The 24,438-nt window shown below is 64.2% G+C and carries 23 protein-coding genes; 13 read left to right on the top strand and 10 right to left on the bottom strand.

Annotated elements, in window-relative coordinates:
* Window positions 1-53 precede the first annotated feature (53 nt).
* Complete coding sequence (locus AC1Z3W_RS01680) at window positions 54-251, bottom strand: UvrD-helicase domain-containing protein (RefSeq protein ID WP_057929479.1); 198 nt, start codon at window positions 249-251, stop codon at window positions 54-56.
* Window positions 252-435: 184 nt separating this feature from the next.
* On the opposite strand from AC1Z3W_RS01680, the gene AC1Z3W_RS01675 reads away from it, so the two are divergent.
* The 3 genes from AC1Z3W_RS01675 (at window position 436) to AC1Z3W_RS01665 (ending at window position 2,353) form a co-directional block, all read left to right on the top strand.
* The gene (locus AC1Z3W_RS01675; RefSeq protein WP_057929520.1) at window positions 436-1,149 is read left to right on the top strand and encodes a PadR family transcriptional regulator; all 714 of its coding nucleotides are present in this window, start codon (window positions 436-438) and stop codon (window positions 1,147-1,149) included.
* A gap of 38 nt (window positions 1,150-1,187) precedes the next feature.
* Window positions 1,188-2,009 carry a siderophore-interacting protein gene (locus AC1Z3W_RS01670; RefSeq protein WP_483506739.1) on the top strand — a complete coding sequence of 274 codons (822 nt, stop codon included), beginning with the start codon at window positions 1,188-1,190 and terminating at the stop codon, window positions 2,007-2,009.
* Between the two features lie 119 nt (window positions 2,010-2,128).
* Window positions 2,129-2,353: a hypothetical protein gene (locus AC1Z3W_RS01665; RefSeq protein ID WP_057929519.1), complete on the top strand. Its 225-nt coding sequence runs from the start codon at window positions 2,129-2,131 to the stop codon at window positions 2,351-2,353.
* 39 nt (window positions 2,354-2,392) lie between these two features.
* Here AC1Z3W_RS01665 and AC1Z3W_RS01660 read toward each other — a convergent pair whose 3' ends face one another.
* Complete coding sequence (locus AC1Z3W_RS01660; protein ID WP_057929477.1) at window positions 2,393-2,974, bottom strand: undecaprenyl-diphosphatase; 582 nt, start codon at window positions 2,972-2,974, stop codon at window positions 2,393-2,395.
* 448 nt (window positions 2,975-3,422) lie between these two features.
* On the opposite strand from AC1Z3W_RS01660, the gene AC1Z3W_RS01655 reads away from it, so the two are divergent.
* The 4 genes from AC1Z3W_RS01655 (at window position 3,423) to AC1Z3W_RS01640 (ending at window position 6,877) form a co-directional block, all read left to right on the top strand.
* Entirely contained in the window at window positions 3,423-4,163 is a 741-nt protein-coding gene (locus AC1Z3W_RS01655; protein WP_057929476.1) for an acetoacetate decarboxylase, read from the top strand.
* Between the two features lie 51 nt (window positions 4,164-4,214).
* Entirely contained in the window at window positions 4,215-5,000 is a 786-nt protein-coding gene (locus AC1Z3W_RS01650) for a 3-hydroxybutyrate dehydrogenase (RefSeq protein ID WP_059238263.1), read from the top strand.
* Between the two features lie 134 nt (window positions 5,001-5,134).
* Entirely contained in the window at window positions 5,135-6,352 is a 1,218-nt protein-coding gene (locus AC1Z3W_RS01645; protein ID WP_057925444.1) for a patatin-like phospholipase family protein, read from the top strand.
* Window positions 6,353-6,412: 60 nt separating this feature from the next.
* Entirely contained in the window at window positions 6,413-6,877 is a 465-nt protein-coding gene (locus AC1Z3W_RS01640; RefSeq protein WP_483506736.1) for a signal peptide protein, read from the top strand.
* Between the two features lie 140 nt (window positions 6,878-7,017).
* Here AC1Z3W_RS01640 and AC1Z3W_RS01635 read toward each other — a convergent pair whose 3' ends face one another.
* On the bottom strand, window positions 7,018-7,902 hold the full coding sequence (locus tag AC1Z3W_RS01635; RefSeq protein WP_124832558.1) for a LysR family transcriptional regulator: 885 nt from the start codon (window positions 7,900-7,902) through the stop codon (window positions 7,018-7,020).
* A gap of 117 nt (window positions 7,903-8,019) precedes the next feature.
* Between AC1Z3W_RS01635 and argC the strand changes: the two genes are divergently transcribed.
* Window positions 8,020-8,967 carry an N-acetyl-gamma-glutamyl-phosphate reductase gene (gene argC / locus AC1Z3W_RS01630; protein WP_483506734.1) on the top strand — a complete coding sequence of 316 codons (948 nt, stop codon included), beginning with the start codon at window positions 8,020-8,022 and terminating at the stop codon, window positions 8,965-8,967.
* Between the two features lie 170 nt (window positions 8,968-9,137).
* On the opposite strand, the gene AC1Z3W_RS01625 is transcribed toward argC, so the two are convergent.
* On the bottom strand, window positions 9,138-10,061 hold the full coding sequence (locus tag AC1Z3W_RS01625) for a LysR substrate-binding domain-containing protein (protein WP_483506733.1): 924 nt from the start codon (window positions 10,059-10,061) through the stop codon (window positions 9,138-9,140).
* Between the two features lie 117 nt (window positions 10,062-10,178).
* Here AC1Z3W_RS01625 and AC1Z3W_RS01620 point away from each other — a divergent pair, with 117 nt between their 5' ends.
* Entirely contained in the window at window positions 10,179-11,264 is a 1,086-nt protein-coding gene (locus AC1Z3W_RS01620; RefSeq protein WP_057925449.1) for a tartrate dehydrogenase, read from the top strand.
* Between the two features lie 596 nt (window positions 11,265-11,860).
* Here the strand turns inward: AC1Z3W_RS01620 and AC1Z3W_RS01615 are convergent.
* The 4 genes from AC1Z3W_RS01615 to AC1Z3W_RS01600 form a co-directional block, all read right to left on the bottom strand.
* Window positions 11,861-12,340, bottom strand: coding sequence for a nuclear transport factor 2 family protein (locus AC1Z3W_RS01615; protein WP_124832562.1), 480 nt, complete (start codon window positions 12,338-12,340; stop codon window positions 11,861-11,863).
* Between the two features lie 55 nt (window positions 12,341-12,395).
* Window positions 12,396-13,010 (bottom strand): TetR/AcrR family transcriptional regulator, encoded by a 615-nt coding sequence (locus tag AC1Z3W_RS01610; protein WP_057925450.1) that lies wholly within the window; start codon window positions 13,008-13,010, stop codon window positions 12,396-12,398.
* Window positions 13,011-14,116: 1,106 nt separating this feature from the next.
* The gene (gene tdh / locus AC1Z3W_RS01605) at window positions 14,117-15,145 is read right to left on the bottom strand and encodes an L-threonine 3-dehydrogenase (protein ID WP_057925452.1); all 1,029 of its coding nucleotides are present in this window, start codon (window positions 15,143-15,145) and stop codon (window positions 14,117-14,119) included.
* 13 nt (window positions 15,146-15,158) lie between these two features.
* A complete protein-coding gene (locus AC1Z3W_RS01600; RefSeq protein ID WP_057925453.1) occupies window positions 15,159-16,358 on the bottom strand; it encodes a glycine C-acetyltransferase in 1,200 nt (399 codons plus the stop codon).
* A 161-nt stretch (window positions 16,359-16,519) separates the two neighbouring features.
* Here AC1Z3W_RS01600 and AC1Z3W_RS01595 point away from each other — a divergent pair, with 161 nt between their 5' ends.
* The 3 genes from AC1Z3W_RS01595 to AC1Z3W_RS01585 all read left to right on the top strand — a co-directional run bounded on the left by AC1Z3W_RS01595 (window position 16,520) and on the right by AC1Z3W_RS01585 (window position 18,753).
* Complete coding sequence (locus AC1Z3W_RS01595) at window positions 16,520-17,131, top strand: helix-turn-helix domain-containing protein (RefSeq protein WP_124832564.1); 612 nt, start codon at window positions 16,520-16,522, stop codon at window positions 17,129-17,131.
* 128 nt (window positions 17,132-17,259) lie between these two features.
* On the top strand, window positions 17,260-17,637 hold the full coding sequence (locus tag AC1Z3W_RS01590) for a DUF2471 family protein (protein WP_483507821.1): 378 nt from the start codon (window positions 17,260-17,262) through the stop codon (window positions 17,635-17,637).
* 102 nt (window positions 17,638-17,739) lie between these two features.
* The gene (locus AC1Z3W_RS01585) at window positions 17,740-18,753 is read left to right on the top strand and encodes a tyrosine-type recombinase/integrase (RefSeq protein WP_057925456.1); all 1,014 of its coding nucleotides are present in this window, start codon (window positions 17,740-17,742) and stop codon (window positions 18,751-18,753) included.
* A gap of 140 nt (window positions 18,754-18,893) precedes the next feature.
* On the opposite strand, the gene AC1Z3W_RS01580 is transcribed toward AC1Z3W_RS01585, so the two are convergent.
* On the bottom strand, window positions 18,894-20,075 hold the full coding sequence (locus AC1Z3W_RS01580; protein WP_057925457.1) for a DNA-binding protein: 1,182 nt from the start codon (window positions 20,073-20,075) through the stop codon (window positions 18,894-18,896).
* Window positions 20,076-21,901: 1,826 nt separating this feature from the next.
* Here AC1Z3W_RS01580 and AC1Z3W_RS01575 point away from each other — a divergent pair.
* Complete coding sequence (locus AC1Z3W_RS01575) at window positions 21,902-23,266, top strand: replication initiation protein (protein ID WP_057925458.1); 1,365 nt, start codon at window positions 21,902-21,904, stop codon at window positions 23,264-23,266.
* Window positions 23,267-23,356: 90 nt separating this feature from the next.
* Here AC1Z3W_RS01575 and AC1Z3W_RS01570 read toward each other — a convergent pair whose 3' ends face one another.
* Window positions 23,357-24,418, bottom strand: a complete 1,062-nt coding sequence (locus tag AC1Z3W_RS01570; RefSeq protein WP_057925459.1) for a ParB/RepB/Spo0J family partition protein — start codon at window positions 24,416-24,418, stop codon at window positions 23,357-23,359.
* Window positions 24,419-24,438 lie beyond the last annotated feature (20 nt).

The following is a 24,438-nucleotide window of genomic DNA, read 5'->3' as shown; positions in this document are numbered from 1 at the left end:
AACCGCTTCGCCACTCACTCATGCCGACGCTGCCCACGGCGTGCGCAATTGCGTCACCGAATCTTTTGCTCGTGCTGATGCATCCGTGTCCCTGACGAGGGAACGTGAGTTGGTCTGCGTTCTCCTCCATCCAGGAGAATTTTCTGGTCGATATCTCCGAACCGCTGCATCACCGACTTGCCATCGAAAATGCGGTTCAGGAAGGATTCCTGGTCCCATGATGTGTCTTGCATCTCGTCGATGAATACCATGGCGAATGCAAACCATCTGTACCTGATCTGCGACGCGTTCGCAAAGATGCTGCCCCTCGCTCCTCACAATAGCTGCGCCGGCGAGTGGCTACGCTCGTCACGATCCTCCCCTAAATATCGTCCTTGACACCCTATCTTTCGATATATATCTTTAGATATGTTTTACGACATACAGGACACGATCATGCGACACATCCCCTCCCGCGGCCATGCCCGATGCGACGGTCATGGTGCGCATGCCGGCCCTGACTGGTTCGCCGGCCTCTGGCACGCGATCGGCCGCCATCGTCGCGGCCACGACTCGTTTGGCGGCGGTGGTCCGTTCGGTGGCCGTGGCGGACGCGGCGGCTTTGGCGATTTCGGCGACGACGGCATGCCGCGCGGCCGCCAGTTCAGCTCCGACGATCTCCAGCTGCTGCTGCTTGCGCTGGTCGCCGAGCAGCCGAGCCACGGCTACGAACTGATCAAGGCGCTCGACACCCGCTCGAGCGGTTTCTACAGCCCGAGCCCCGGCATGGTGTACCCGGCGCTCACGTATCTCGAGGAAGTCGGCTTCGTCGCGTCGCAGGCGGAAGGCAACCGCAAGCGCTATGCGCTGACCGACGCCGGCCGCGCGCATCTCGATGCGCAGCGCGAACGCGTCGATACCTTGTTCGCGCGCCTCACGCACCTCGCACGCAAGATGGAATTCATGCGCCGCGCGTTCGCCGGCGAATCGGCGGGCAGCGAGGCACCGGACGAAGCGCAACCCGGCTGGCTGCCGGAGTTCGTCGAAGCCCGCCTCGCGCTGAAGCGGGCGCTGCTCCACAAGAGCGCCGCCGATGCCGACGAACAGCGGCGCATCGCGGCGATCATGCGCCGCGCGACGGCCGAAATCGAAGGCGGCGCGGGCGCGTAACGCGCGCCGCTCCGTCGAAACCATAGGAGAACGGATTGATGCAGAACACATCCGAACGCGCCGTCACCCGCGTGCGCCATACCCTCAAGTTCCGCCTGCTGCAGGTCGTGCGCGTGCACGCCGTGACGCCGCATCTGCTGCGTGTCACGCTCGGCGGCCCCGACCTCGCGGATTTCGAATCGTCTTCGTTCGACGATCACGTGAAGGTGTTTTTCCCGCCGCCCGGCACCGAGCGGCCCGCAATGCCGACGCTCGGCACGAACGGCCCCGAGTTTCCCGAAGGCGAACCGAAGCCGATCGCACGCGATTTCACGCCGCGTCGCTTCGACCGCGCCGCCTGCGAACTCGATCTGGAATTCGTGCTGAACCATCCAGGTCCCGCATCGCAGTGGGCGGCGCAGGCGCGCGTCGGCCAGTGGCTCGGCATCGGCGGCCCGCGCGGTTCATTCGTGGTCCCAATCGATTTCGACTGGCACCTGCTGATCGGCGACGATACGGCGCTGCCGGCGGTCGCGCGGCGTCTCGGGCAATTGCCGGCCGGCGCGCGTGCGGCGGTCGTGCTGGAAGTCGCGGATCGCACCGCGCAGATCGCATTCGATACGCGCGCAGACGTGCATGAAATCTGGCGCTTTCGCGCCGAAGCCGACACGGCGGACGGCGACATGCTGCTCAATGCGGTACGCGAGCTGCCGCTGCCGTCCTCCGGCGACGGCTACGTCTGGGCGGCGGGTGAAGCGCAGTCGATGCGCGCGGTGCGCCTGCACCTGACCGGCGAGCGCGGCGTGGACAAATCGCGCATCCGCGCGGCGGCATACTGGAAGCGCGGCGCGGCGGCCGTGCATGAAACGCTGGAAGACTGACGCGAATGGGCGCCCGCGCATCGGCGGGCTTGGCATCGGCGGCGTGGCTGGTATATATGTATGTCTGCGACGCCGCTGTCGGACGACAGCCACCGCAGCCCGCCCAGGAGCGCCCGGTCATGACAAAAGAAAGCCACGCTTCGCCTTTCCTTCGCAACCTGAAGATCGCCGGCTATTGCGGCCTGGCGGCCGTCGCGCTCGCGTTGTTCGTCGCGATGTGCGCGATCCTGAAGGAAAGTTCTCTCGAACGCGACACCGCCCAGCACCCAGGCGAAACGCCTGAACTGCATGAAGCAGGCGGCGGCACGTCGGGATCGGCCGAAACGGCCAAGACGCCTGGTTGACGGCGTCCGGCCGAAGTTTTACCCGAGTCGTTCTCCCGCTCAGGGCGTGCGCTCATGTCCCATCATCACCGCGTGCACCACGTCGCCGATCCGTTCGAGCAGCTCGACCACGCGTTGCCCGTACAGGTGCACTGCCAGCGCGCCGGCAGTGCCGACCAGCACGCCGCCGGCCATGTCGAACGGCCAGTGCACACCCGCATACACACGACCCCAGGCAATCGCGACAGCCATCGCGGCCATCACGAATCCGGTCAGCCGCGTGGTGCCGGCGAGCATCATGCCGACCGCGAGACTCCACGCGAACGTCATGTGATCGCTCGGAAACGAGCTGTCCGGCGCATGCGGGATCAGTTGCGTGCCGACGCCGGCCATGAACGGCCGTGGCGAGAACCAGAAATGCCCGAGCACCTGCGCGAGCGCGAGCGCCACGCACGTGCCGACGCCGGCTTCGATCGCCTGTCGCCGCGTCGGGCGCTCGCCGAAGATCCAGGTCAGCAGCAGCATCACGGGCAGCGCATAGACGAGCCAGTCGGCGGCGAGGACCGCGAGGTGGGCAACGCCGGGGTGCGGTGCAGCGCCGGCATTGATGGCGGAAAACAGGGTGAGATTGAGGTTCTGCATGAATCCGGGGGCCTAATGATTGGACCGGGCAGGCCGGTCGGATGCGAACGATGTTAGTGCTCACTCGCTTAAGCGTTGCTTAATACGGGGGGCGACGGTGATCCGAACCGCCCCCGTGCGTCGCGCGCGAACGCACTTAGAACCTGCACTGCAACACAAGTTCACACAATTGTCACATTCCAGCGCGACTGCCTCCCGTAAAAGCTCACCACCCGTCCTGTAAAGGCTCACCTTTTTCACATCGTGGCGTCATCGGCACGTGCGAGCATCGGGCCGCCGGGCGCCGTCGACGTCGTTTGTGCCGGTCGCCTCAATATTTACGCGGCAAACGATTCGAAATCGGCAACAATTAATTCCATATGCGGCATCGCACAACGGCAACGCACAGGCATAGGATTACGAGCTTACGAGCACTCATCCACGAAGCGATCAACAACAAGGAGTCCGCATGAAACCGAGCGATGTCCGATCGAAAGCGTTTGCGATGCCGTTGACCAGCCCTGCGTTCCCGATGGGCCCGTACCGTTTCGTCGATCGTGAGTTCCTGATCATCACGTATCGCACCGATCCGGACCGTCTGCGCGAGATAGTCCCCGAGCCGCTGCAGATCACCGAGCCGCTCGTGCATTACGAATTCATTCGCATGGCCGATTCGACCGGCTTCGGCGACTACACCGAGAGCGGCCAGGTGATCCCCGTCGAATACAACGGCCAGGCCGGCGGCTACACACTCGCGATGTATCTCGACGATCACCCGCCGATCGCCGGCGGCCGCGAGCTGTGGGGCTTCCCGAAGAAGCTCGCGTCGCCCACGCTGCACGTGAACACCGATCACATCCTGGGCACGCTCGACTACGGCAAGGTGCGCGTCGCGACCGGCACGATGGGCTACAAGCACAAGGAACTCGACATCGACGAGCAGACGAAGCGCCTCGCCGGCCCGAACTTCCTGCTGAAGATCATCCCGCACGTCGACGGCACCGCGCGCGTATGCGAACTGGTGCGCTACTACATGCAGGACATCAAGATGAAGGGCGCGTGGACGGGCCCTGCCTCGCTCGAACTGGCACCGCACGCACTAGCGCCGGTAGCCGACCTGCCGGTGCTGGAGATCGTCGAAGCCCGCCATATCGTCGCGGATTTGACACTCGGCCTCGGCGAAGTCGTCTACGATTACCTGGCTCAGTAACACGTCCGCAGTCCTTTCTCCTGTCAATCCTTTCACCACGGGAAATTCGAAATGAGCAACCTGAATGGCAAGACCGCAGTCGTCACGGGCGCCGCAAGCGGCATCGGCAAGGAAATCGCACTGGAGCTCGCGAAGGCGGGTGCGGCCGTCGCGATCGCCGACCTGAACCAGGATGGCGCGAATGCGGTTGCCGACGAGATCAACAAGGCGGGCGGCAAGGCGATCGGCGTCGCGATGGACGTGACGAACGAGGAAGCCGTGAACAGTGGCATCGACAAGGTTGCCGAAACGTTCGGCTCGGTCGACATCCTCGTGTCGAACGCAGGCATCCAGATCGTCAATCCGATCGAGAACTACTCGTTCTCCGACTGGAAGAAGATGCAGGCGATCCACGTCGACGGCGCGTTCCTGACGACCAAGGCCGCGCTCAAGCACATGTACAAGGACGATCGCGGCGGCGTCGTGATCTATATGGGTTCGGTGCACTCGCACGAGGCGTCGCCGCTGAAGTCGGCGTACGTGACGGCCAAGCACGGGTTGCTGGGCCTCGCGCGCGTGCTGGCGAAGGAAGGCGCGAAGCACAACGTGCGCTCGCACGTCGTGTGTCCGGGTTTCGTGCGCACGCCGCTGGTCGACAAGCAGATTCCGGAGCAGGCGAAGGAGCTCGGGATCAGCGAAGAGGAAGTGGTGAAGAAGGTGATGCTCGGCAACACGGTCGATGGCGTGTTCACGACGGTGCAGGACGTCGCGCAGACGGTGCTGTTCCTGTCGGCGTTCCCGAGCGCGGCGCTCACGGGGCAGTCGTTCATCGTCAGCCACGGCTGGTTCATGCAGTAATGTCTTCTTCGCCTCCCTGACGGGAGGCGATTCCCGCACCACCGCCTTATTCTCACGACTCACGATGGCGTACCGTCGGTCGACGTCACGCCATCCGTCTCCGCCATCCACGGCGGGATTTCTCGGAGCAACTGATGAAACCGCACGCGCGTACAGAAAAGCAGGCCGTCGATGCGGCGGACCTGCATCACGAAGCCGGCGCGCCGGCCGCTGCGCGGTCACTGCCGTACGAAACGATCGCGCTCGTCCTGCAGGGCGGCGGCGCACTCGGCGCGTATCAGGCCGGCGTATTCGAAGGGCTGCACGAAGCGGGCGTTCCGCTCGACTGGATCGCCGGCATCTCGATCGGCGCGCTCAACACCGCGCTGATCGCCGGCAATGCACCCGAACATCGCGTCGAGCGGCTGCGCGAATTCTGGGAAACGATCTGCCAGCCGGCGTTCTTTCCCGCGATGCCGGCCGCGTTCGAATTCGCGCTGTTCAACAGCATCGACCAGATCCGCACGTTCTTCACCGCATCGCAGGCCGCGAGCGCGATGATGCAGGGCCAACAGGGCTTCTTCGTGCCGCGCTTCCCGCCGCCGCTGCCGGGCGTGTCCGATCACCCGGAAAAGATCAGCTGGTACGACACGTCGGCGCTGCGCGCGACGCTGCTGAAGCTGTGCGATTTCGACCGGATCAACTCGGGCGAGACGCGCGTGTCGGTCGGCGCGGTCAACGTCGGCACCGGCAACTTCGTGTACTTCGACAACTCGCGCATCCGCCTCGCGCCCGAGCACTTCATGGCGTCCGGCGCGCTGCCGCCCGCGTTCCCGCCCGTCGAGATCGACGGCGAGTACTACTGGGACGGCGGCGTCGTGTCGAACACGCCGCTGATGGAAGTGCTGCGCGCGCGTCCGCGCCGCGACACGCTCGCGTTCCAGGTCGATCTGTGGAGCGCACGTGGGCCGCTGCCGCGCACGATGGCCGACGTCGCGGAACGCACGAAGGACGTGCAGTACTCGAGCCGCACGCGTTTCGTCACCGACACGCTGCAGCGCGAACAGCGCTACCGCAACGTGCTGCGCCACGTGCTCGAGCAGGTGCCGGAAGAGCAGCGCAAGAACGACCCGTGGTGCGTCGAGGCTGAGTCGATGTCGAGCGGGAAGAAGTACAATATCCAGCACCTGATCTATCAGCAGAAGGCGTACGAGCACCACTACAAGGACTATCAGTTCGGTCTGTCGACGATGCGCGATCACTGGTCCGCGGGTCTCGACGACATCCGCAAGACGCTCGCAGTCAAGGACGGCCTCGCGCTGCCCGTCAACGACGCGGGCTTCGTCACGCACGACATTCACCGCCGCCGGTAATGCCGTATGCGATGGGCCGGCGCGCTGCCTGCGCCGGCCCGTCCTCTTTTCCGATTCGACATGCCGATTTTCATTGCGCTGTTCGCGCTCATCGCCATTGGATGGGGCGCGGTTCACCTGTTTCACGTCATCGCCGCGCAGTTCGGCCAGCCGGTCGCGATCGCGGCCGCCGCACTCGCCGGCGCGGTCCTGATCACGCTGATCGCGTGGTGGATCAAACGCCGCCGCGACATCGCGCCGAACACGAAGGAGCAAGGCTGGACCCACATCGTCCATCGCGCATGGGGCGAGGTGCGCGTGTCCGCGACGCAGGGGCTGCTGTGGCTGTCGCATGACGGCGCGGACGGCCGCTATACGCTGTCGCAGCTCGACGGCTGCGAGGCCGCGCCGATCGACGGCCGCTGGCATCTGGTCGTGCGCGTGCGCGACGCCGTGCGCGGCGAATGGAAACTGCCGATGATGGACAAGCGCGATGCACAGCGCTGGGCCCGCGTGCTGATGCTCGCGAAGGACAACCGGCTGTAACGGGCTTCGGCCGCGCGCCGGCATGAGCCATGCCCTACGTGGCCGCACCGGTCGCCATGCCGAAGCATTCGGTATGGCGCCTGCGCCGCGTCCCGTCGATTCGGCGCCGCGGCGTGCGTTCTGAACGGCGGTACGGTTCCCTATCGCGCGCCGAGCGCCCATAACGCGTCGAGCACGTGCTGTGTCGAGCGCTCGACCGGGCCTGCCCGATGGGCAATACCCAACTCGCGCCACAACGCCGGACGCAGCGGCCGCATCACGATGCGTGCGTCGGGCAGCGAGGCGCCCGCCTCGTGCGGCAGTAGCGTCGCACCGTAACCCGCGGCGACCAGACTCTTGATCGCATCGTTGTAGTTGAGTTCGATACGCGGCTCGGGCCGATGGCCGCCGCGCGCAAACCATTCCGTCGTGAGCCGCGACAGGCGGGTGGTCGAATCGTTGAGAATCAGCGGCCGTGCGGCCAGATAGCCCGGCGTTACACGCGCCGGAAGCTGCCAGTCCGCAGGCAGGAAGGCCAGCACCGGATCGCGCCGCCACGCGCGGATCGACAGCCCCGCGACCGCCGGCTGCGGTAACGCAACCAGCCCGACGTCGAGCGTGCCCTGTGCAATGCGCGCCAGTGTGTCGTGCGACGTGAGCACGGCGATCTGGACATCGATGTCCGGATGCCGCTCGCGCAACCGGGCCACCGCCTGCGGCAACAGATGGGCGATCGCCCCGGTCGACGCGCCGAGGCGCACCCGCCCGGTCAGCCCCTGCACTTGCCGCTCCACGTCGTCGAGTGTCGACTCGACTTCAGCCAGCAAACGGCGCGCCCGCTCCACCAGCACGGCCCCGATGGCCGACGGCTGCACGTTGCCGCGCGTGCGCGACAGCAACGGCGCGCCGATGCGGCTTTCGAGTTCGGCGACATGAAGACTGACGGTCGGCGGCGCCAGATGAAGCAGTTGCGCGGCGGCCACGAAGGATCCCTGGTCGGCGATCGCGACCAGCGTACGCAGTCGGTCCAGGCTGATCTCGCGCATTCCCACCTCTCGTTCAGGAAAACTGAATCTGGCAATCAGGAAATTCAACTTTTCCTATTCTAGGCGTTCGGTGGACGATACCGCTTTCCCCAGTCCGAAACGAGGAACGCGACCATCATGAGCCTCCCCATTGTCTACATCGACGGCGACCAAGGTACGACCGGACTGCAGATCCACGAGCGCCTGCGGGATCGCACCGACCTGCGGCTCGTCACGCTCCCGGATACCGAACGCAAGGATCCCGCGCGACGCGCCGATGCGATCAACGCAGCCGATATCGCGATTCTGTGCCTGCCGGATGCCGTCGCGCGCGAAGCGGTCGGCTTCATCCGGAATCCGGCGGTACGCGTGATCGACGCGAGTTCAGCCCATCGCACCGAACCGGGCTGGGTCTATGGTTTTCCCGAGATGGTCGACGGACATGCGCAGAAAATCGCACGCGCGCCGCGCGTCACCAATCCGGGCTGCTATCCGACGGGCGCGATCGGCCTGCTTCGGCCGCTGCTACAGGCGGGCCTGCTGCCCCGCGATTACCCGGTGAGCATCCATGCGGTGTCCGGTTACTCGGGCGGCGGGCGCACGGCCGTCGACGCCTTCGAATCGAACGGCGCCGCACGCGCGAAACCGCTGCAGGTCTACGGCCTCGCGCTCGCGCACAAGCATGTGCCCGAGATCCAGCTCCATGCCGGACTTGCGCATCGCCCGCTGTTCGTACCGGCTTACGGCGCGTATCGGCAGGGCATCGTGCTGACCGTGCCGATCGAGCTGCGCCTTCTCCCGGCCGGCGTGACCGGTGCGTCGCTGCACGCGTGTCTCGCGCACCATTACGCCGGCGCGCGCCATGTCGAGGTCACGCCGCTCGCGGACGCGCGCGCGATCACCCATCTCGATCCACAGGCGCTGAACGGGTCGAACGACCTGCAGCTCAGCGTGTTCTTCAATGCCGATCACGGTCAGGTGCTGCTGTCCGCCGTGCTCGACAATCTTGGCAAAGGGGCATCCGGCGCGGCCGTGCAGAATCTCGACCTGATGCTCGATGCGGTGAGCGTGGAGAAGGCGACGTAAGCGGCATAAGCGACGAGCGGGCACCGCCGGCGGCCGGCCCGGCGTATCGCGCCCGCCGATGCGTCGGTGCCTGCTGGACGGTGCCCGCTCGCGATGCGGTTGCGCGCCGTCAACGGGGTGCCTGCCGATGCTCCGCACATGCCCCCGTAAAAGCTCACCTTTGGCCGATTTCAGCCCGCATCGTCGCTTGCCGCGGCATTCAACCCGGCGAGCGCGTCCGCCAGAAAATCGACGCACACGCGCACCTTCGCCGAAGCCGCGACGCGTTCCGGATACACGGCCCAGATGTTGGCCGGCTGAGTCACGTCCGGCAGCACGCGACAGAGTTCGCCGCGCTCGATCAGCGGCCCCGCTTCCCAGATCGAACGCAGCACGATCCCGCGTCCGGCCAGCGCCCATTGCACGGCCACCTCGCCGTGGTTCGTCGACAGCGCGCCGCCGACTTTCACCGTTACCGTTTCGCCGCGCAGGTTCAATCGCCACACACCGAACGGATGATCGCGCTCCTTGATCGCGAGACAGTCGTGCGACGCGAGATCCGCCAGCGTGCGCGGCGTGCCGCGCCGTGCGAGATAGTCCGGCGACGCGCACAGCACGCGATGGTTCGTGGCCAGGCGGCGCGCGATCAGGTGATCGGCGATCTCGTCGCCGATGCGCACGTCGAGGTCGTAGCCTTCGCCGGCAACGTCGACGAGCCGGTCGAACAGGTCGAGCCGCACGTTGAGCTGCGGATAGCGCGCGGAGAAGTCGAGCAGCGCCGGCGCAACGACATGGCGGCCGAAGCCGAAGCTGCTCGAGATGCGCAGCGTGCCGCGCGGCACCGTGCGCGTGGTCGACACGTCCTCGACGAGATGATCGACGTCGTCGAGAATCTTCTCCGCACGCGCGAACACGCGTTCGCCTGCTTCCGTGACCGTCACGCGGCGCGTCGAGCGATGCAGCAGGCGCGTGCCGAGCTGCGCCTCGAGCAGTGCGATGCGCTTGCTCACATACGCGGGCGAGACCGCGAGCTGCTCGGCGGCCGCGCTGAAGCTCGTCAGGCGGACGACCAGGCTGAATACGCGCAGGTCGTCGAGATTCGGCGATTTGTTCACGATTCGTGGAAAGTCGATTAACCTTTCGCACGATTTTAATCTGAATGGAAATAAATAAAATGGCGTCGTGTTCCGCTGCGCACGCTGCCGGCGGCTCGACCAGCCAAGGAGGCTTGCATGAGCGACAAGACGTACAAGATTGCCGTCATCCCCGGTGACGGCATCGGCCGTGAAGTGATGCCCGAGGGCCTGCGCGCGCTCGACGCCGTGACGGCGCGCTTCGGCATCCGTTTCCAGTTCGAGCAGGTCGACTGGGCGAGCTGCGACTACTACGCGCAGCACGGCAAGATGATGCCGGACGACTGGAAGGCGCAGTTGTCGGGCATGGACGCGATCCTGTTCGGCGCGGTCGGCTGGCCGGCGACGGTGCCCGATCACATTTCGCTGTGGGGTTCGCTGCTGAAGTTCCGCCGCGAGTTCGACCAGTACATCAACCTGCGGCCCGCGCGCCTGTTCGACGGCGTGCCGTCGCCGCTCGCCGGCCGCAAGGCGGGCGACATCGACTTCCTGATCGTGCGCGAGAACACCGAGGGCGAATATTCGTCGGTCGGCGGCACGATGTTCGAAGGCACCGAGCGCGAAGTGGTCATGCAGCAGTCGATCTTCACGCGTCACGGCACCGAGCGCGTGCTGAAGTTCGCGTTCGAGCTCGCCCAGCGCCGCGCGAAGCGGCTGACCGTCGCGACGAAGAGCAACGGCATCGCGATCAGCATGCCGTGGTGGGACGCGCGCGCGGCCGAAATGGGTGAACGCTATCCCGAAATCGCCGTGGACAAGCAGCACATCGACATCCTGTGCGCGCGCTTCGTGCTGCAGCCCGACCGCTTCGACGTCGTCGTCGCGTCGAACCTGTTCGGCGACATCCTTTCCGACCTCGGTCCGGCCTGCACGGGCACGATCGGCATCGCGCCGTCGGCAAACCTCAACCCGGATCGCACGTTTCCGTCGCTGTTCGAACCGGTGCACGGCTCCGCGCCGGACATCACGGGCCAGTACATCGCGAACCCGATTGCAATGATCTGGTCGGCGGCGATGATGCTCGACTTCCTCGGTAACGGCGCAGGCCGCGAACGCGAAGCGCACGACGCGATCGTCGCGGCGATCGAGGACGTGCTGCGCACCGGGCCGCGCACGCGCGATCTCGGTGGCCAAGCGGGGACGCAGGAAGTGGGCGAGGCAATCGCCGCGCGGATCGCCGGCTGACAGAACGATGTGATGGGTGCGTGCTGTCAGGGGGTCGATGGATGTCGTGTTCGAGGGTGAGCAACACGGCCGACTGCCACGCACCTTTGCTGATGCCGATGCGCACGCTTGCATGCGTGCGTGTCGGTGTCGAGTTCGATGTCAATGTCGATTCCGAACGGTGAGCAATACGGTTCGGCGGCACGCACGGTTACGTGTCGATCCATTGCTGTGATCGGCATCGTGTTGAAGTCGAACGGTGAGTTGCATCCCGCATCGATGCACACCGCTTGAACCTCACCACTCCAGTACAGGCACGCAAGGCCGTGCAAATGCGCCGCCGAAGTTGTGTTCGATTCACGTTCGCTTCGCACGCGAGCGACGAGAGACCTGCGCATGCCAATGCATGCGGTATGTCCGTCAGCGCATTCGCGCCGTTTCCTGCGAAGATTGATCGGTGAGATACAGGGCGTGAAGAAGCACACCGTCCCGCACAGAATGTCCCTCTCCCGAAAACACTCACCTCAGCACGCAACTCCCGTATTTCCTCACCGTTGAGCACAGGCGACGCGCGCGATGCACGATCGAGCGCGTCCACGTGTCGTCATTGTGCTGCGTCACAGCCCGAGATCGGACAGGCCGGGATGATCGTCCGGACGGCGGCCGAGCGGCCAGTGGTACAGGCGATCCGCTTCGCGAATCGGCAGATCGTTGATGCTCGCGTGGCGGTGCGCCATCAATCCGTTTTCGTCGAACTCCCAGTTTTCGTTTCCGTATGAGCGGAACCAGTTGCCGGCGTCGTCATGCCATTCGTAGGCGAATCGCACCGCGATGCGATTGCCGCCGAACGCCCACAGCTCCTTGATCAGCCGGTAGTCGAGCTCGCGCGTCCATTTCCGCTGCAACAGGCCGACAATCTCGTCACGGCCCGTCACGAACTCCGCGCGATTGCGCCACCGGCTCTGCGGCGTATAAGCGAGCGAGACGCGCCGCGGGTCGCGCGTGTTCCACGCATCCTCCGCGGCGCGCACTTTCTGGCGCGCCGTGTCGAGCGTGAAGGGCGGAACGGGCGGACGAACTTCCGGGGAAGCGGACATGGGATGCTCCTGTTCAAGGTTCTGGCTGCGCACGAACGCAACCGGTGGGGACGTACTACTTCGACGCTCGGGGCATCGTATCGAGCAAGAGTTCTGCCGTTGCGCGCGCATCGCGCGCGGCGATCGTATCGCCACTGACGAGCGCCACGCCGATCGCGCCGTCGATCAGCACCAGCCATTGACGCGCGAGGCGGGCCAGCCCGCGGCGCTCGATCCCGGCGTCATCGGCATACGCGTCGAACCGCTCGCGCACGAACGCCAGCAAGCGTGCTTTGTGCATACGCGCGACGACGCGCACCGGATCGTCGACGTCGGCAATCTCGCCGGATGCGTTCAGGAACGCGCAGCCGTGAAAATCGGGTTGCGCAAACCAGTCGCGCAGCACATCGAACATGCCGAGCAGGTGCGCACGCGGCGACTTGCCGCACGCGAGCGTTGCATCGACGAACCAGCGCATCCAGCGTTCGTCACGGCGCTCGAGCGCGGCGACGACCAGCGCCTCCTTCGATTCGAAATGCGAATAAAAGCTCTTTCGCGCGGCACCGGAGCGCTTCACGATCGCATCGACACCCGTGGCATGGATGCCGCCCGAGTAGATCAGCGCTTCGGCCGCGTCGAGCAACCGGTCGCGAACGGCCGGTTCGCCGGAGAGGTCATCATGTGTGTTCATGGGTTTACGGTAGAACGATCGTTCTCCTTCGTCAACACCCATGCGAAATGGCCTTGTCGACGGGAGGGCCGAACAGCGCCCGGCTCAGATAGCGGGCGGCGCATTCCAGGTGGCGTTGACGACATTTTTTTAGAAGCGAACGCAGGGCACTCACTACACTTCGCTCACCCTGTCTGGCCGAAAGGACATCATCCAGCTATCGGAATCCCCACGCTCCACGCGTACCCATGCGGCTTATGCCTGACGGCTCGATGGCCGTTTCGTCGTACGGCATTTCGATCCGCGCAGCGATTCGTATGAATCGCTGACCGCGTTGCTGCATCGCGCGTACGCACATCTCGGCGCCGCGGTCTGTCCGTGGGGCGACCAGCCGGCGTCGGCGACGCGCGAATGCGTGTTCGCCAACGAGTGTTGCGTCGTGCTCGGCAACGCGCACCTGGTCGCGACGATCACGATGCGGGCTCACGATCCCGATTTGCGCGGCGTGCCGGAGCGGCGTCATGAAACGACGCACATGGCTTGCCCTGCGGCATGCATGCACGCGGGCGGAACTGCGCATGCTCGGTTGAACGGTGAGCGGATCAAATAGCAGGCAGCGCACCTATCGACGTCGACCGGTAGACCGATGGGTGAGTTCGCACGCCATTGATCACTTCACGCATCGAAGATACGTTGAAATCGCGCTGCGTGGCGGTGTGCTGCCGCAGAAGCAGAGCAAAGCCGGGCGGATGATGCGGCAAGGGCTTGCTATTTAAACGCGACAAGCGAAAACGGAAGAGCAGGAAGAAAGACACACGCCGGGCAACGCGACAGAAGGGGTGGGAGCGCCCTGACAGGTGAGGTGCATGCGCGATTGCATGTCACCGATGCGTTCCGGGAAATCGAAACGCGATCGCCCTTGTTTCGCAAGCGAGAGGTGCGTGTAATCCGTTGCATTCCCCGCTCAAGCGCGCCACGAAAGCGCGATCGGGCCGCCATTCGGCACGCATGCACAGCTCCCGAATATCCTCACCTTACGCGTGTGTCGAAGCCGATCGGCCCCGACACACGCACCGGCCGATATGAGCGAAGCAGTCGGCAAACGCGCCGAGCCGCCCCGCCGGCACTCAGACCGTCCAGTCGAGAATCACCTTGCCGCTTTCACCGGACAACATTGCGGCGAAGCCTTTCTCGTAATCGTCGGCCGCAAAGCGATGCGTGATGATCGGCGATAGATCCAGGCCGCTTTGCAGCATCGCGACCATCTTGTACCAGGTCTCGAACATCTCGCGGCCGTAGATGCCCTTGATCTCGAGCCCCTTGAAGATCACCTGGTTCCAGTCGATCGCCGTCTGCGCGGGCGGAATGCCGAGCAGCGCGACCTTGCCGCCGTGATTCATCGCCTCGAGCAGGCTCGTGAACGCGCTCGGAACACCCGACATCTCGAGGCCGACGTCGAAGCCTTCCGTCATGCGCAGGTCGGCCATCACGTCGCGCAACGACTCGCGCGCGACGTTGACCGCACGCGTCGCCCCCATCTTGCGAGCGAGTTCGAGCCGGTAGTCGTTGATATCGGTGATCACGACGTTGCGCGCGCCGACATGCTTGGCGATCGCGACGGCCATGACGCCGATCGGGCCCGCGCCGGTGATCAGCACGTCCTCGCCGACGAGATTGAACGACAGCGCGGTATGCGTCGCGTTGCCGAACGGATCGAAGATCGACGCGAGATCGTCGGAAATCTCCGGCGGAATCTTGAACGCGTTGAACGCGGGAATCGCCAGATACTCGGCGAACGCACCCTCGCGGTTCACGCCGACGCCGACGGTGTTACGGCACAGATGCCGTCGCCCCGCGCGGCAGTTGCGACAGAAACCGCACGTGATGTGGCCTTCGCCAGACACGCGATCGCCGATCGCGAAACCGCGCACTTCCTGCCCCATCTCGACGATCTCGCCGACGTACTCGTGACCGACGTGCATCGGCACGGGAATCGTCTTCTGCGCCCAGTCGTCCCACTTCCAGATATGGATGTCGGTGCCGCAGATCGCCGTGCGGCGGATCTTGATCAGCACATCGTTGTGCCCGACTTCGGGACGCTTCACACGCGTGAGCGTGAGGCCTGGACCGCGTTCGAGCTTTGCCAGTGCTTTCATGGTTGCGCCTCCGTCAGACGATACCGAGCGACTTGCCGACGCGCACGAACGCGGCGACCGTCTGATCGATCTGTTCGGGGGTATGCGCGGCACTCATCTGCGTGCGGATGCGCGCGCGACCGCGCGGCACGACGGGGAACGAGAAGCCGATCACGTAGACGCCTTCGGCGAGCAACTTGTCGGCCATGTTCGTCGCGAGCTGCGCGTCGCCGAGCATCACCGGGATGATTGGATGCGCACCCGGCACGAGCGTAAAGCCCGCGGCGGTCATCTGCTCGCGGAACCGCACGCCGTTCTCGCGCACGCGTTCGCGCAGCTTCGCGCCTTCGTCGCTGCCGAGCAGCTCCAGCACCTTCAGCGATGCCGCGGCGATGCTGGGCGTCAGCGTGTTCGAAAACAGATACGGGCGCGAACGCTGGCGCAGCAATTCGACGATCTCGCGCCGGGCTGCGACATAGCCGCCCGATGCGCCGCCCAGTGCCTTGCCAAGCGTGCCGGTGATGATATCGACGCGACCATCGACGCCGCAATGCTCGGGCGTGCCGCGGCCATGCGCGCCGATGAAGCCGACCGCATGCGAGTCGTCGACCATCACGAGTGCGCCGTAACGATCGGCGAGGTCGCAGATGCCTTTCAGGTCGGCGATGATGCCATCCATCGAGAACACGCCGTCGGTCGCGATCAGCTTGTGGCGCGCGCCCGCTGCGTCGGCTTCCTTCAGCTTCGCCTCGAGATCGGACAGGTCGTTGTTCTTGTAGCGGAAACGCTTCGCCTTGCAGAGGCGGATGCCGTCGATGATGCTCGCGTGGTTCAGCTCGTCGCTGATCACCGCGTCGTTCTCGTCGAGCAGCGTCTCGAACAGGCCGCCGTTCGCATCGAAGCAGCTCGAATAGAGGATGCTGTCCTCGGTGCCGAGAAACGACGCCAGCGCGCTTTCGAGCTGCTTGTGCACGGTTTGCGTGCCGCAGATGAAGCGCACCGATGCCATGCCGAAGCCGTCCTGGTCCAGACCGGCCTTCGCCGCGGCGATCAGGCGCGGATCGTTCGCCAGACCCAGATAGTTGTTCGCGCAGAAATTCAGCACGCCGGCACCGCCGGCGAGCCGCACGGCCGCCGCCTGGGGACTCGCGATCTCGCGCTCGGTCTTGTAAAAACCGTCCGCGCGGATCTGGTCGAGCGTCCCGCGCACCTGGGCGAGAAAGGCATCACGCATCGCAAAGCTCCTGACAGGGATTCGCCATCCGCCGCGCGCCACTCGTGGCGACAGCGCAACGGCCTGCTACTGTTATAGTCGGTCGTTCGGTTGACCGCATTTATCCGATATTCCGAACTAGAATTCGAAATACCGAACAACTCTAAGCGAACGGAAACCAAATGGCAAGTTCCTCCGCGTCGCGGCGCACGCCAGCCGGCGCCGCACCGCAGCAGCCGGGCGTCACGCCGCCGCGGGTCGGCGAGCAGATCCAGCGCCTGCGCAACGAGCGCAAGCTGACGCTCGACGACCTGTCGCGCGCGGCCGGCGTATCGAAGTCGATGCTCTCCGAGATCGAGCGCGACAAGGCCAATCCGACGATCGCGGTCGCGTGGCGGCTCACGAATGCGCTCGGCATCACGCTCGACGAGCTGTTCTCGCAGCCGAAAGCGCCGGAGACGATCCGCGTGGACGGCCCGCACGACATTCCAACGCTCGCCGGCCACGACGGTCGCTATCAATTGCGCGTATGGGGCCCGATCGACCTGGCCGGCAAGTTCGAGTGGTACGAACTGACGCTGCCGGGCGGCGGCGCGCTCGTGTCGAACGCGCACGAACCCGGCACACGCGAGCACCTCACCGTGCTGCAAGGGGCAATGGAAATCGAAGCCGCGGCGGCGAGCCGGCGCCTGAAAGCCGGCGACACCGCACGCTATCCGGCCGACACGCCGCACGCGATCCGCAACCCCGGCAAGGCCGAGGCACGCGCACTACTGATCGTGATTCATCGCTGACGATGCAGATAGCTGGCCGAAAGGCCAGTTGCGGAAAATACTGTATGTTTGTACAGTATACGGACATTCCGCCATGCATGGCCGGGGCAGCGCACCGAGGCGCCCGCGCCGGTCGACAGGAGCCTGCGATGACAGAAGAACAAGATTTGGCCGCGCTTAGCTTCAAGGCTGCCGCGCACGACCTCGAGCTGATCGTTCGCCATATAGCCGGGCGCTACATCCGTCAGCGCGTTCCGCTGTCGTGGCGTCTGCTGCACGCCATCGAAGCCGAGGCGCTCGCCGATCTCGGCTTTGCCAGCCGGCACGATGCCGGCATGCGTCAACTGTTCGAACGGCCGTCGGACATGACCTTTCCCGAAACAGACGATCCGATCGACTTCGGCCGCTCCAACGCGCTGCCTGCCGTGTTCTCGTTCGCTGTCCTCGCGTATGAAGCCGCGGCCAGGTCGCAGGAAGTGGCGCCCCGCGAGCGCGTTCACCGTCCGTCCAAGGCGTGGGGCGACTGACGCCACGCCCGGGCCGTCCGACACGGCGGTCGGCTCCCGCATCCTGCTGCCCGCGACGTTGCGGAAAGGGCTACCATATACGCAACTAACGGAATAAATAACATGTCCCTTCCTACGCCCTCCGACACCCCGGCACGCCCGGAAGAAAAGGATCTGTTCGACCGCAGCGCATCCGACTGGATCCTCTCGCCCGAAACCGCATTCGACGCATGGCTTGCCATGCAGGACTACCGCCGTTCGTCAGCCGACGTCTATCGCGCGCAATGGGGTGCCTTTCTCGCGTGGCTGCGTACACACCAGAAAAACCTGGCCACGGTCGATACCGCAACGATCGCGAACTTCGTCGGTGAGCTTCCGATCAGGAAAACGCAGCGAATGCGCTATCTGCGACTAATCGAGCGCGTGCTCGACCACATCCGGCGCACCGAGTTCGCCTCCACCAACCCCGCCCGCTTCATTGCTCAGGATGGCGAAGCGAACTGGCGCCAGGCACGCGACAACGAGCCGACGGGTTTCCTGACGCCGGGCGAACGCGCGAAATTGCTGGCTTACCTGTTTTCGCCGATCGGCGTATCGGGCTCCGCCTACTGGAAAGAGCGACGCGACCGCGCGCTCGTCGCTGCGTTTCTCGGCGCCGGCGTGAAGACCGGCGAAGCACGCGCGCTTACTATTAGTTGCATCAACACAAGCGGAACGTCGCTGCAGATTCCGTCGACGCATCCCGATTTCGCGCGCGAAACCCATCTGGCATCGTTCGCGATCGCGTTGCTCGAAGCGTGGCTCGTGGAGCGCAAGCGACAGGAGATTCCCGGCGAACTCGTGTTTCCGGCATCGCACGCCGGACGGCCGATGCACAAGGCGACGATGCTGCGCGCGATCGATGCGATCGTCGAATCCGCCGGGCTCACGTCGTCACGCACCGCGCGCGCGAGTCCGCAAACGCTGCGCAACACCTATGCGGCCGAACTGTTCGAACACGACGTGCCGCCCGAGCGGGTCGGCAAGTGGCTCGGCTTCATGCGGCCGATCTCGTCGAACCGCCTGCACCGTGCGTGGAAAAACTGGCGCGATGATCTCGCGAATGGTGACGCGTCCGACCAGGACGAAACTCACTGATGCCGAGCCGGCTGCTCACGCGACAATGATCCGTGAGCAGCCTTGTACGGCGTAGCCTCACCATTTCACAGCTCCCGAAAAACCTCACCTCACGCCTCCCGGATCACCTCACCTGTGCGATCGCTGTGCCGGCAGACGCGTCAGTCGCGTGCAAAACGCGCGACCGCTTCGAATCGGGAAGGCCAGGGTCCCGACGCATGTTCGCATTCGGGACACGACACTTCGAACCCGTCGTCGCCATGCGACAGCTCCGGTTCGCCGTCGCAATGCGGGCACTGGCTCGGCAGCGGAATTTCGCGGTCCAGCGACGTACCGATCGCGGCAAACGCGTCCGCATCCAGTTGACCCGCATCGGCGAGGCGCCGGATCAGCGCGGCAATCTCCGGATTCATCCCACGACTCGCGCGCAGCGTATTCACGTCGCGCGTCGCGCGTTCCAGTTCATCGCCCTGGCTGCGCAGTTGTTCCTCGAGCCGGTCCGCGCGGGCCTTGGCCGAACTCAGTTGCTGAAGGAAATCGAATTCCTTGCGCTGCACGTCGCGCAAACCGCTCTGATAGGTTGACGCCATGCTGCGCAGCGAGTCCAGTTCGACCAGCATCGGTTTGACCCGGCGCTCGGCTTCGGCCACCGCGTCCTTGATCTGCTGCGCGTAGTGTTCGGTGCGCTGCTGCAATTCGGCTTGCAGCGTATCGATGCGGTCGCGCAGCGCCGCGTTCTGCGTCTGTTCGGCGTCGACGCGGCTGACCATCGCGGCCAGTTCCTTCTCGAGTCGGGCGACAGTGGTGAGCAGCGTCGCTTCGTTTGCCGAACCGTGCGTCGATTGCGAGGCCAGTTGCACTTCAAGCTCGGTCACGCGCGCCTGCAGCTGGTCGTTGCGGGTTTCGCTACGCGTCAGCGCGCCTTCGAGCGTTTCCTGACGAACCGAGGCGTCGCGCAACCGCTGTTCCGCGTCGGTCACGCCGGCGCGAACTTGTTCGCGGTCGATGTCGAGGCTTTCCCTGGCCGCCTTCAATGCTTCTTCATAGAGCGCGCCGAGCAATGCACCGGCCTTTTCCTCGACCGCTTTCGGAATCGCCGCTCCGTCGAGCCGGACTTTCGACGCGGAACGGATCCGCTCCCAGAAATGGTCGATGTCCTTCGGAATGTCACTGGCACTGCCGGTCTGGGTCAGGTCGCGGACATTGGCAGCCGACGGCCGGATGCCGAGATCGAAGAACAGACGCTTGCAGGCATGTAGCGACAACTCCTGGCGACGTGCGCCGCTCGCGCGCAGCGTTTCCAGTTCTCCACGGATGACTTCACGCATTTCATCCAGCGTCATGGCACGGACTCACAGACATTGATATGTTGCGATCATAACGAAATACGTATTTTTTGATACTTGTTTTCGTCGAGCGTGGCGGATTTGCGTCGCTGTGCACAGAAATTGGATCTGTGGACCGATCCGGACGAAGCAGCATGCCAATCCCGTGAAACAAAGCGAAGAAAGTGAGCCAAGTCATTGTACTAAAAGCATTTTTGAGCAAGCCCCGAAAAAGTGCCTTTGTTTCACATGACGGACGTCATCGCAGCCTGTGGGGGTTCAGGGTTTGGGGTCTCTGTGGAAAACTCGACGACCGATGTCTTGAGAGTATTAGAAGTAAACACCCTTGAACCCTTAGTTAAAAACGTTAACGCCACGGCACAGCCTTATGTAGCAAGGCTTTCCGGCCGACAAGGTGAAGTTTTACGGGAACCAAGGTGATGTTCTGCGGGAGCTGAAGTGATGGGGTTCGGGGATCTGCGTGAGCCGATGCAGGAAAGGTCGTGAGCGGATTCGGGATCACAGTGAAACACGAGATTTCCCAAAGGTGAGGCTTTTCGGGGCTATACAGCCACAGAACCCGCGCGGTGCCTGAGCGCACAGTTTTCTGCCTGTGCAGACATAGGTGAGAATTTGCGGGACCTTCTTTGAGCCCTCATTCTGCCCATCTTTTGGGCAGTTTTCATGAAAGGTGAGGTTTCACGGGACTCCACAGCGATTTGCTGTGAGGATTTCCGGGAAACGACCGCCATTTTGCACGGCAAAAGCGTCCTGTGGACCCTGCGAAGCCCGAAAGGTGAGGCTTTTCGGGAGTGAAATCCGGGTTTTCCTGGCCGGATCACGTTGAGGTGAGCTTTTTCAGGGCGTCAATCACAGTCCGCCGTGTGCCTCATAGGTGAGCCTTTGCGGGATCGCTATTTGCTCGGAAATTGGTCAAAGGTGAGTATTTTCGGGACCCGTCACAGCGCGAATTCGCTGAAAAGCCCACCGGGACTGGCGGAAATCTGATTTTTGCTGTGCCACTTTTTGGCACAGGTGAGACTTTTCAGGAGTCGACATACCACTGCCGCATACGCCCGGATGCCGGAAAGGTGAGGCTTTTCAGGGGATGATCGCCTGGCACAGCGGAACGCCGGCTGCACATAAGTATCGGATGCCATTGACATTTTTGATACCGAGGCGGTTACGGTGAGGTTTTTCGGGAGCGGTGTCCGCGGCCATTGGAGCGCCGCTTTTTTCTATAAGGTGAGGTTTTTCGGGAGGTCCTGCCGGTTGATCCCGCGTGTGTCGGGGATTCGTCGGTATCCGGGGTCACAGAAATCCGAGCCGGTCAGGTGAGAATATTCGGGACCAAACGGTTTCTGTGCGCTGTACAATGCGCGCCCGGCCTTGTGAAACGGCTTCGACCGACGTCACGGAGCGCCTTTTCGGCGCGGGTTTTCCGGATCCCGGACAGGGACGCGATCTTCCGGTCGACCGCGCCTGTACATGCATACAGGCCGGTGCGGGTCGATTCGCCCCGCGTCGCGACACCCGGTAGCGACCCCTGTGACGGAGCCCGGAAGTGCAGTCGTAAAATTACGACAAATCGAAAGGTGAGCCGATACGGGAGCAAATCCCGCACGTGTTGAGCACAGGCGAAAATCTGTGCATCCGCGTATCCCGCGACCCGTCTGGACGCGTCCGAAACGCTGTAAATCCGGACCGGTGAGCGTTTTCGGGAGTAGGTTGGGGTGAGCGCCGTTTTGTCCGCGCACTTCACCGGCTATGGTGAGCATGTCGTTCTGGACGCACATCACCACAGGCGCTATCCTTCCGTGAAACTTCTCCCTCCGACCCGACGCATGGCCACGAAGCGCGCCAAGAAAACCGATGTGGATGTGGTGAGTGCCAGCTCAGCCGAATTGCGCAAGGCCGTCGAGGCGATCGCAATTCAGCCGAAGAGCGGCAAGATCACGCTCCTTACCCGCAAGCTGTTCAACGTCCTGCTCGCCGTTGCGCAGCAGGCCGACGACTCGGGCGATACCTACCGCGCGCTGCTGTCGGATATCGTCGCCAACTCTGCCTTCGATTCGAACGACACCGCACTGGTGAAGGAACACCTGCGCCGCATGGTGTCGGTCCAGGTCGAATGGAGCACGGGAACGTCGAGCCAGAAGCCAGGCCGCAAGTGGGGGATCTCGACGCTGATCGCCGATGCCGAAATTCTCGAGGATCCGGCTACCCGCCGCGTGTGGGTCGAATTCTCGTTCGCACCGAAGATCAAGAAGAAGCTGCTCGACCCGGTCCAGTACGCGCGCCTCAGCCTGCAGTTTCAGAGCCAGCTGCGCAGCAGCGCCGGTCTCGCGCTCTACGAAATCTGCGTGCGCTACCTGACGAACCCGAGCCACCTGACGATGCGCGAGCCGTGGGAATGGTGGCGGCCGATCCTGTCGGGCACGCCCGATACGGAAGCCGGCGACGAGGCGAAGCGTGAGTACAAGTACTTCAAGCGCGATTATCTGCGTCCGGCGATCGCCGAGGTCAATGCGGTCACCAACATCTTCGTCGAGCTGATCGAGCATCGTGAAGGGCGACGGGTCGCGGAGATCCAGTTCCGCGTGACCGAGCGCAAGCAGCCGATGCTCGCGCTCGACGAGCATCCGAACGTGTTCGACAGTACGCTGGTCGACCGGATGGTGAAGCTCGGGATTCCGCTCAAGGAAGCGCAGACGCTTTACGCGGACAGCGAGGAAAACCGGATTCGCGCCGCGCTGCAGATGACCGAACAGCGGATGCGCAGCACGACGCTGCCGCCGGTGCGCAGCGCGCCCGCGTTGTTCAAGGATGCGCTGAAGAAGGGTTATGCGCCGCCGGTCGAGTCCGTCGACGCGTTGCCTTCCGGCACGCCTGCCGCGAAGGTCGTCGCGGCTCAGCCCGACGATCTGAAGGCACGCCTGTTGAGCGAATTCGCGGCGTTCCGCCGCAAGGAAGCGAAGGTGCTGTACGAGGAGCAGGGCGACGCGGAGCGCGAAGTGGCGCGCGAGTCGTTCGAGTCGGAAGTGTTGCCGACGATGGGCTCGCACCTGCGCGACGACTGGCGCAAGCGCGGTCTCGATTCGAAGCTGGCCGAGACGGCGTTTTTCGACTGGCTGGCCCAGAAGACCTGGGGCGAGCCGACCGACGGCGACCTGCTGTCGTTCACCCTGAATCAATCGCGGGCCGCCTGAGGCCCGTTCAGGCCCCTCTGACGGGCCGTCGCCGGCCGCCCGCCCAACCGGCGGGCCCGGTGCATCGCCAGGTCCTGCCGGCCGTCTCCATCACTCCGACAACAGCATCCGCTCGAGCTGCTCGAGGATCGCGTCGCGCTTGTCCTTCGGGAGGCCGCGCAGGCGCAGTTCGATGCGGTCTTCGCCATACGACTTCAGGTCGCCGACCGACTTGCCGCCGAGCTTGATCTCGAGACGCTGCGCATAGCGTTGGCGGCCCGCCGGCTTCGGCGTCTCCTGCGCTGCGACGCGGCCTTTGACGATGTCCGAGACCTGACGCGTGCTGAGATCGTCGGACACGATCTTGTTGATCAGCCGCAGTGTCGCCTCGGTGCCGCGCGCATTGTGATAACGGCCGACCTGATACGCCATGTTCGAACCGAAGCGATCGGGGCGCGCAACCATTTCCTGCATCACGGTTTCCGGCAGTTTGCCGATCGACAGCGCAACCGCGACCGTCGACTCGTCAAGGCCGAGATGTTCGGACAGTTCCTTCTGACTCTGGAAGTGCTTGTCGTCGAGGAAGCGGCGCCACACGACGGCGTTGTCGAACACCGTCTGCGAATCGCGTTGCACGTTCAGGTCGTAGCCGAGCTTGTAGCTCTGGATCCCGATCGGCACGTCGATCACGATCGCCTTCACCGACTCCTTGTTCGCTTCCTTCAGCGCGCGCACGCGGCGCCCACCGTCGCTGACGAAGTACGTACCCGGATTGTCGTAGTCCGGAATCACGTGGATCGCCTGCTGCTGCCCCTGCTTCGCAAGGTTGACCGCGAGTTCGGCGATCGACGATTTCAGATAGAAGTGCCGCGGGTTGAACGGACTATGCTTGATCGCTTTCAGCGGCAGTTCGATCACCTGGCCGGGCGCATAGCGATTCTCGAGGCGCCACGCGCGATATTGCGGCGACTCGTCGGTCGACGGATCGAGCAGGACTTCCGGAGCTGACGGCGGCGTGATGTCCTTCTTGGCGGACTTCGTCGGGGCCGGCGTGGCCGTCTCGGACTTGACGATACCGTCGATGGCATTCAGCCGGTCAAGCGCCGTGCGCTTTTCGCTCGTCGTGATATCCGGGCGCGCTTGGAATCCTTTTGCAAATTGGGAGGGTTTCATGTGACTCCTTTATGCGCATA

It is taken from the genome of Burkholderia sp. 10_S31 (genome assembly GCF_056930375.1).
Note: the sequence above shows the minus strand (reverse complement) of the source record. Positions and strands in the feature narration are given on the sequence as shown.

What these genes read in the sequence shown, in the direction of transcription:
- AC1Z3W_RS01680 (WP_057929479.1), bottom strand. Translation starts at nt 251, where the DNA reads ATGGTATTCATCGACGAGATGCAAGACACATCATGGGACCAGGAATCC.
- AC1Z3W_RS01675 (WP_057929520.1), top strand. Translation starts at nt 436, where the DNA reads ATGCGACACATCCCCTCCCGCGGCCATGCCCGATGCGACGGTCATGGT.
- AC1Z3W_RS01670 (WP_483506739.1), top strand. Translation starts at nt 1,188, where the DNA reads ATGCAGAACACATCCGAACGCGCCGTCACCCGCGTGCGCCATACCCTC.
- AC1Z3W_RS01665 (WP_057929519.1), top strand. Translation starts at nt 2,129, where the DNA reads ATGACAAAAGAAAGCCACGCTTCGCCTTTCCTTCGCAACCTGAAGATC.
- AC1Z3W_RS01660 (WP_057929477.1), bottom strand. Translation starts at nt 2,974, where the DNA reads ATGCAGAACCTCAATCTCACCCTGTTTTCCGCCATCAATGCCGGCGCT.
- AC1Z3W_RS01655 (WP_057929476.1), top strand. Translation starts at nt 3,423, where the DNA reads ATGAAACCGAGCGATGTCCGATCGAAAGCGTTTGCGATGCCGTTGACC.
- AC1Z3W_RS01650 (WP_059238263.1), top strand. Translation starts at nt 4,215, where the DNA reads ATGAGCAACCTGAATGGCAAGACCGCAGTCGTCACGGGCGCCGCAAGC.
- AC1Z3W_RS01645 (WP_057925444.1), top strand. Translation starts at nt 5,135, where the DNA reads ATGAAACCGCACGCGCGTACAGAAAAGCAGGCCGTCGATGCGGCGGAC.
- AC1Z3W_RS01640 (WP_483506736.1), top strand. Translation starts at nt 6,413, where the DNA reads ATGCCGATTTTCATTGCGCTGTTCGCGCTCATCGCCATTGGATGGGGC.
- AC1Z3W_RS01635 (WP_124832558.1), bottom strand. Translation starts at nt 7,902, where the DNA reads ATGCGCGAGATCAGCCTGGACCGACTGCGTACGCTGGTCGCGATCGCC.
- argC (WP_483506734.1), top strand. Translation starts at nt 8,020, where the DNA reads ATGAGCCTCCCCATTGTCTACATCGACGGCGACCAAGGTACGACCGGA.
- AC1Z3W_RS01620 (WP_057925449.1), top strand. Translation starts at nt 10,179, where the DNA reads ATGAGCGACAAGACGTACAAGATTGCCGTCATCCCCGGTGACGGCATC.
- AC1Z3W_RS01615 (WP_124832562.1), bottom strand. Translation starts at nt 12,340, where the DNA reads ATGTCCGCTTCCCCGGAAGTTCGTCCGCCCGTTCCGCCCTTCACGCTC.
- AC1Z3W_RS01610 (WP_057925450.1), bottom strand. Translation starts at nt 13,010, where the DNA reads ATGAACACACATGATGACCTCTCCGGCGAACCGGCCGTTCGCGACCGG.
- tdh (WP_057925452.1), bottom strand. Translation starts at nt 15,145, where the DNA reads ATGAAAGCACTGGCAAAGCTCGAACGCGGTCCAGGCCTCACGCTCACG.
- AC1Z3W_RS01600 (WP_057925453.1), bottom strand. Translation starts at nt 16,358, where the DNA reads ATGCGTGATGCCTTTCTCGCCCAGGTGCGCGGGACGCTCGACCAGATC.
- AC1Z3W_RS01595 (WP_124832564.1), top strand. Translation starts at nt 16,520, where the DNA reads ATGGCAAGTTCCTCCGCGTCGCGGCGCACGCCAGCCGGCGCCGCACCG.
- AC1Z3W_RS01590 (WP_483507821.1), top strand. Translation starts at nt 17,260, where the DNA reads ATGACAGAAGAACAAGATTTGGCCGCGCTTAGCTTCAAGGCTGCCGCG.
- AC1Z3W_RS01585 (WP_057925456.1), top strand. Translation starts at nt 17,740, where the DNA reads ATGTCCCTTCCTACGCCCTCCGACACCCCGGCACGCCCGGAAGAAAAG.
- AC1Z3W_RS01580 (WP_057925457.1), bottom strand. Translation starts at nt 20,075, where the DNA reads ATGACGCTGGATGAAATGCGTGAAGTCATCCGTGGAGAACTGGAAACG.
- AC1Z3W_RS01575 (WP_057925458.1), top strand. Translation starts at nt 21,902, where the DNA reads ATGGCCACGAAGCGCGCCAAGAAAACCGATGTGGATGTGGTGAGTGCC.
- AC1Z3W_RS01570 (WP_057925459.1), bottom strand. Translation starts at nt 24,418, where the DNA reads ATGAAACCCTCCCAATTTGCAAAAGGATTCCAAGCGCGCCCGGATATC.